This is a genomic window from Parolsenella sp. (genome assembly GCF_982402205.1).
Map to the genome: position 1 here is coordinate 1 of NZ_CEVYAT010000131.1, position 4609 is coordinate 4609.

5 protein-coding genes and 1 pseudogene are annotated in these 4609 nt (G+C 66.8%); all 6 read left to right on the plus strand.

All coding sequences use genetic code 11. The annotated features are described in order from the left end of the window. Positions 1-141 (plus strand): annotated as a pseudogene (locus tag AC1VTH_RS06845) (30S ribosomal protein S1); the annotation flags it as partial. Between the two features lie 221 nt (positions 142-362). Then, positions 363-794 carry a hypothetical protein gene (locus tag AC1VTH_RS06850; RefSeq protein ID WP_481335413.1) on the plus strand — a complete coding sequence of 144 codons (432 nt, stop codon included), beginning with the start codon at positions 363-365 and terminating at the stop codon, positions 792-794. A 5-nt stretch (positions 795-799) separates the two neighbouring features. Further along, positions 800-1441: a dephospho-CoA kinase gene (coaE, locus tag AC1VTH_RS06855; protein WP_481335414.1), complete on the plus strand. Its 642-nt coding sequence runs from the start codon at positions 800-802 to the stop codon at positions 1439-1441. After that, positions 1428-3692, plus strand: coding sequence for an excinuclease ABC subunit UvrB (uvrB, locus tag AC1VTH_RS06860; protein ID WP_481335415.1), 2265 nt, complete (start codon positions 1428-1430; stop codon positions 3690-3692). The genes coaE and uvrB overlap by 14 nt, the downstream gene beginning before the upstream one ends. A 106-nt stretch (positions 3693-3798) precedes the next feature. Beyond that, complete coding sequence (locus AC1VTH_RS06865) at positions 3799-4155, plus strand: phage holin family protein (RefSeq protein ID WP_481335416.1); 357 nt, start codon at positions 3799-3801, stop codon at positions 4153-4155. 185 nt (positions 4156-4340) lie between these two features. After that, a partial coding sequence (locus AC1VTH_RS06870; RefSeq protein ID WP_481335417.1) for a YerC/YecD family TrpR-related protein occupies positions 4341-4609 on the plus strand: 269 nt, incomplete at its 3' end.

Here is a 4609-nt window from a genome sequence, read left to right on the forward strand (position 1 = left end):
GTTCAGGTCAAGGTCATGGAGATTGACCTCGATCGTCGCCGCATCTCCCTGTCCATGAAGGCTGCCGCCGAGACCCTCGGCTTCGAGGTTGCCGTCGAGCCCATGGACAAGCCCGAGGAGGAGGCCGCTGACGCCGAGTAGCGCTCAGCCCTCACATCTCTCGCATGTCGAGCGGGGTCGCCTTCGGGCGGCCCCGCTTTTTGTTTGCGTGGAAGGTGGGACACCCCCTCCGTCCCATCTCCCACGCCCGCACGTACGCGCATCGAACCTGTTGTCCCGCTTTTGTTACGCGCGGGCGCGGCTTTGGTATGCGTCCGGCAGGCTGGGTAGAATAGGTTCTCGAAAAGACGAATGGGGGAGATATGCCAAAGGGCGACTTCAAACGTAAGATGGACGACTCGCAGCGAAGGATGGTCGAGTGGGCGCGTGGCCGCAACGGCGCCGACGAGCTCTCGAGCGCCTGCACCAACGTCGCGGTGCTGCTCGTCATCATCGACCTGTTCGCGCACACGACGGTGCTGTCGGTGGTCGCCCTCGTGCTGCTTGGCTACTCGTGGTTCCGCATCACCTCCAAGGACGTCATGGCCCGCGCCCGCGAGAACTCCCGCGCCATAAGCGCGACTGGTCCCGTGGTCACCTTCATCGCCAACCCCGTGGCCTTCGCGCGCGAGGCCAAGGCCTACGTGCACCTCACCTGTCCCAGCTGTGGCCAGCGCGTTCGCATCCCGCGCGGCAAGGGCAAGGTGCGCATCACCTGCCCCAAGTGCCACACCCGCTTTGATGGAAAGGCGTAAGGCACATGCACACGACGTTTCTGGCCGGTGGCATCGCGTCGGGCAAGTCGACCGTCGCGCGCCTGCTGCACGAGCGCGGCGCCTGGCTGTGTGACCTCGATCAGGTCTCACGCGAGGTGCTCGAGGCAAACAGTCCCTGGTACGAGGGTCCCAACCCCGTGCTCGAGCAGATCGCCGACGAGTTTGGCCGCGATTTGCTCGACCCCGAAAGCGGCGAGCTCGACCGCCTGAGCCTCGCCATGCGCGCGTTTGCCTCGCCCGAGGCCACGGAACGCCTCGAGGCCATCGAGATGCCCGCCATCAAGGAGCGCCTGGCCACCATCCTCACCAACAGCTGCTGTGCGGCGACCGAGCCTGCGCTCACGGTGGTGGAGGTGCCGCTGCTCGACCGCATCGAGGACCTGCTGCCGCTCGCCGACGACGTCCTGGTCGTCACCGCCCCGCTGGCCCTGCGCCGCGAGCGCGCCCAAGGCCGCGGCATGGACGCGGCCGACTTCGACCAGCGCGTGCTCCACCAGCCCAGCGACGACTACCTGCGCGCGCATGCCACCCACGTCATCGACAACAGCGGCGACGAGGCGGCCCTGGCGCGCGCAGTCGACGAATGGTGGCACGAGGTGATGGGAGGCTCCGATGCCACAGACTAGCCCCGCAGCCCAGCCGGAGGTCCAGCTCGCGGGCCACGTCGGCGCCGAGCTGCGCCGCTTTGGCGTCGAGGGCAAGGGCGTGCCGCTCAAGGTCGTCTCGCCCTACGAGCCTGCCGGCGACCAGCCCCAGGCGATTCAAAAGCTCGCACGCGGCATCAACGAGGGCCTGCGCTACCAGACCCTCATGGGCGTCACGGGCTCGGGCAAGACCTACACCATGGCCAAGACCGTCGAGGCCGTGAACAAGCCCACGCTCATCATGGAACCCAACAAGACGCTCGCGGCCCAGGTCGCGAGCGAGATGCGCGAGATGTTCCCCAACAACGCGGTGGTCTACTTCGTCAGCTACTACGACTACTACCAGCCCGAGGCCTACGTCCCGCAGTCGGACACCTACATTGAGAAGGATTCCTCGGTGAACGAGGAGGTCGAGAAGCTGCGCCACCAGGCCACGGCGAGCCTGCTGTCGCGCCGCGACGTCATTTGCGTGGCGTCCGTGAGCTGCATCTACGGCATCGGCAGCCCCGAGGACTACGCGGGCCTTGCCCCCAACGTGAGCAAGGAGGAGCCACTCGAGCGCGACGACCTCATCCACGCACTCATCGACATCCAGTACGACCGCAACGACATCGACCTCGCCCGCGGGTGCTTTCGCGTGCGCGGTGAGCGCGTCGACGTCTTTCCGCCGTACGCCGAGCATCCCCTGCGCATCGAGTTCTTTGGCGACGAAGTCGAGCTCATCGCAGAGATCAACGAGGTCACGGGCGAGATTCTGCGCGAGTTCGACGCCGTGCCCATCTGGCCGGCGAGCCACTACGTCACCGAGCGCCCCAAGATCAACCACGCGCTCGACACGATCAACGAGGAGCTCACCGAGCGCCTGGCGCAGCTCAAGGCCTCCGACAAGCTGCTCGAGGCGCAGCGCCTGCGCGAGCGCACGGCCTACGACCTCGAGATGCTCGAGACGATGGGCTTCTGCAACGGCATCGAGAACTACTCGCGCCACCTCGACGGACGCAAGCCCGGCGAGCCGCCCTACACGCTCATTGACTACTTCCCCAAGGACATGCTCTGCATCATCGATGAGTCCCACGTCACGGTGCCGCAGATCCGCGGCATGCACGAGGGAGACCGCTCGCGCAAGATCACCCTGGTGGAGCACGGCTTTCGCCTGCCCAGCGCGCTGGACAACCGACCCCTGCGCTTCGACGAGTTCGAGGCGCGCGTTCCGCAGTTCCTCTACGTGTCGGCCACGCCCGGCGACTACGAGGAGCAGGTGAGCCAGCAGACGGTCGAGCAGATCATTCGCCCCACGGGCCTGCTCGACCCCAAGATCGACGTGCGCCCCGTGCGCGGCCAGATCGACGACCTCACTTCCGAGATTCGCGAGCGCGTGGCGCGCCACGAGCGCGTGCTGGTGACGACGCTCACCAAGCGCATGGCCGAGGACCTCACCGACCACCTGCTCGACGAGGGGCTCAAGGCCAACTACATGCACTCTGACACGGCGACGCTCGACCGCGTGGACATCATCCGCGACCTGCGCACGGGCAAGATCGACGTGCTGGTGGGCATCAACCTGCTGCGCGAGGGCCTCGACATCCCCGAGGTGTCGCTCGTGGCGATTCTTGACGCCGACAAGGAGGGCTTCCTGCGCAATCGCCGCTCGCTCATCCAGACGATGGGCCGCGCGGCGCGAAACGCCCACGGCGAGGTCATCATGTACGCCGACGTCGTGACCGACTCGATGCGCGTCGCTATCGACGAGACGCGGCGTCGCCGCAGCGTGCAGGAGGCCTACAACGCCGAGCACGGCATCGTGCCCAAGACGGTGAGCAAGTCGATCGCCGACATCTCGAGCTTCATCGAGGAGGCGGAGGACACGCTTGGCGACAAGACGCGCGACCGCCACGGAACGGGCAGCCACGGCGTGTTCGAGAGCCTGGTCAACGTCGAGCAGGACGCGCGTGCTCGCAGCGAGGCCACGGCCAAGTCCGTGGCGGCCGAGCTTGCCAAGAAGCTGCCGCGCGAGGAGCTCACGAGGCTCATGGAGACCCTCGAGGCCGACATGGCCGCGGCGAGCGAGGCGATGGACTTCGAGCGTGCTGCCGAGCTCCGCGACCAGCTGGTCGAGCTGAGGAGCAAGGTCGAGGGCACGACGGAGGACGAGGTTATGGCCAGGCTCAAGGCGGGTGCTCGCAAGGGAAGCGCGCACGCCACGAGGCGTCGCTATCACCCGAGGAAGAAGTAGCGGATGCGCGTCCGTGGCGGCCGGCTGCGACGCACGGCCACGGACGGGCGCGACCAGACGATGACACGGCCGCCGCGCGAGGCGTGGCGGCGGAGAGGGAGCGGACATGGGATTTGTGGGCAAGTGGCTGGTTGGCGCCATCGCCGTGGGCGTGGCCGTCTGGCTCGTGCCGGGCATCGACGTCGTGGGCGGCACGATGGGCGCGGCGGCGTTCACGGCACTGTTCCTCGCCATCGTGAACGCGGTGGTAAAGCCGGTGCTGCAGGTGCTGGGCCTGCCCATCACGGTGCTGTCGCTGGGACTGTTCCTGCTGGTGATTAATGCGTTCATGCTCGAGCTCGCGAGCTACCTGTCTCGCAACATCACGCATGCGGGCATTCTCATCGACGGCTTTGGAGCGGCGCTTCTCGGTGCCATCGTCATCTCGCTCGTCTCGATGATCCTTGGTGGCGTCATCAAGTAGGGAGACCCCGCGAGTGGTTGCTTTTGACCGACGATACAAGTGATGGGGTCCGGGCACGGTGGTGCTCGGGCCCTTTGCTGTGGGCGTCTTGCGTGCGGCGTGTCGCGGCTGCGCTTTAATGCGCTAAAGTAGATGCATCGATTGATGCGAGCGGCCGTTCGATGCGCGCCGCGAGGGGAAGGCGCATGGACGCACGAGAGGCTCTTGCCACCAAGCCGGCACGTAGGCTGGTGGCCGCGTTGTGCGAGCTCACGACCGCCAAGGACGTCGAAGCCCTTCTCATTGACCTCTGCACCCCGCGCGAGATCGAGGACCTCTCCCAGCGCCTCGAGGTTGCGCGCCTGCTCGACGCCGGCGAGCCGTACCTCTCCGTCCAGGAACACACCGGCGCCTCGTCGACCACCGTCAGCCGCGTCTCAAAGTGCCTCAACGGCGAGGCGGGTGGCTATCGCAC